This is a genomic window from Thermodesulfobacteriota bacterium, assembly GCA_040756475.1.
In the GTDB taxonomy this organism is placed as follows: domain Bacteria; phylum Desulfobacterota; class Deferrisomatia; order Deferrisomatales; family JACRMM01; genus JBFLZB01.
Window position 1 is genome coordinate 1 of the sequence record JBFLZB010000364.1, and the last position, 1,645, is coordinate 1,645.

The 1,645-nt window shown below is 67.4% G+C and carries 2 protein-coding genes; both read right to left on the bottom strand.

From position 1 onward, the window contains the following. Window positions 1-234, bottom strand: a 234-nt coding sequence (locus tag AB1578_23755) for a hypothetical protein (GenBank protein ID MEW6490913.1), incomplete at its 3' end; no start/stop codon positions are given. 51 nt (window positions 235-285) lie between these two features. Next, window positions 286-1,645, bottom strand: a 1,360-nt coding sequence (locus AB1578_23760; GenBank protein ID MEW6490914.1) for a TolC family protein, incomplete at its 5' end; no start/stop codon positions are given.

Below are 1,645 nucleotides of genomic sequence, written 5' to 3' on the forward strand. Positions count from 1 at the left end.
GCGCAGGGCCGCCACGTCGGGATAGGAGGCGGTGCGAACCTCGGCTCCGACCTGCCGGCCCAGGTGGGAGACGAGCGCCTGGGCTTCCTGGTCGCTGCGGGCCAGGGTGTTGCCGTCGGGCACGAACCCCAGGGTCAGCCCTCCGGCGGCCCGGGGCGCCCCGGGGAGCAAGCCCAGGAGGCAGCACGCCAGGGCGCCGGCGCACAGGGAGGGGAAACGCAGACCAGACCGCATGGGTGGCTCCTTGGAGCGGAGGAGAACCTCTTTGCCGAGCGCAGGTCGCGGTTACCGGAAGGCGTGCACCTCGGTGCCCACCGCCTGGTTGAGCTTGGCGACGGCCTGGTTGTACTCGAGCTTCTTGAAGAGCCAGTTGGCGTCGGCCCACCGCTTCTGCACCTGGGCGTCATTGACGTCCTTGACGGTGGTGATGCCGTACTGGTAGCCCTGCCGGACCACCCCCACCTGCTGGATGGCCTTTTGCCGGGCCTGTTCGCGGATCTTGAGCTGCTCGTAGGCCTCCTGCACCTCGGTATAGGCCTCCTGCACCTGGAAGGAGATGCCCTTCCGGGCCTGGTCGAGCAGGCGCGAGAACCGCCGGTACTCGGCGTCGGCCTCGCGGTACTCCCCCACGCTCTTGCCGCCGTCGAACAGGTGCATCGTGGCCCCCACGCCCACCGCCCAGTTGTAGTCCTGGTTGGCGTCGAAGTCATCGTCGGTGCGGTTGTACTGGGCGAAGGCCCCGACCATGGGCAGATTGCTCACCTGAGCCACCTTTTTCTTGTACCCGTAGACCTCCCGCGCCTGCTCCACGATCCGCGGCTCGGGCCGACCCTCCTGGGCCTGCCGCAGCAGGACATCCAGTTCGAGCGCCACGGTGGGGTAGTCGAGCGTGTCCCCCACGATGCCGAGGGGCTGGCCCCGGTCCAGCGCCAGGAGCACCCGCAGGGCCTCCAGGCTCAGGCTCTCCCACTTGTTGAGCACGGGCAGCCAGGTGCGCATGTCGTCCAGGTCGTACTGAACCTGGATCACGTCCTTCTGGGGGGCATTCGCGGCGCCGTTTTCGAAGTCCTGCTCGGCGGTCTTGTAGAAGAGCTCCATCTCCTGGATCGTCTCCAGGAGGTAGCCCCGGGCCTCGCGGGCCAGGATCGCGCTCTTGTAGGCCGTGACCACGTCGCGCTGCACCTGGTCCTGTGCCTGCTTGAGCTGGGCCTTGCTGATGTCGATGCCCCGGTTGGCCATCTTGTTGTAGTTGGTGATCGTAAACCACGTGAAGAGCGGCATCTCCGCCGTGGCCCCCGACATCAGCATCTTGTCGTCGGAAACCTCGAACTTCTCGATGGTGAAGGTAAACGGCGTGTCGGCCGGGAATCCCATCTGGGTCGCCAGGGCAGGAGACCGGGCGGTCATGTCGAAGTTCTCGAACCGGTAGCTCTCGTTGAGCTTCACATAGGCCGCGTTGAGCTTGAGCTGGGGCCAGTAGGCCGAGCGCGCCTGGGTGAGCAGCGCCTGGCTCCTCTCGATGTTGGCCCGAGCCGCGTGCAGGTCGTTGTTGTTCTTCGCGGCGAGCTCCAGGCACTCGGCGAGCGTCATTCGCGCGGTGCCGGCGGCGGGCGCCGGGTCTACGCTGATCGCCGCCAGCGCGGCG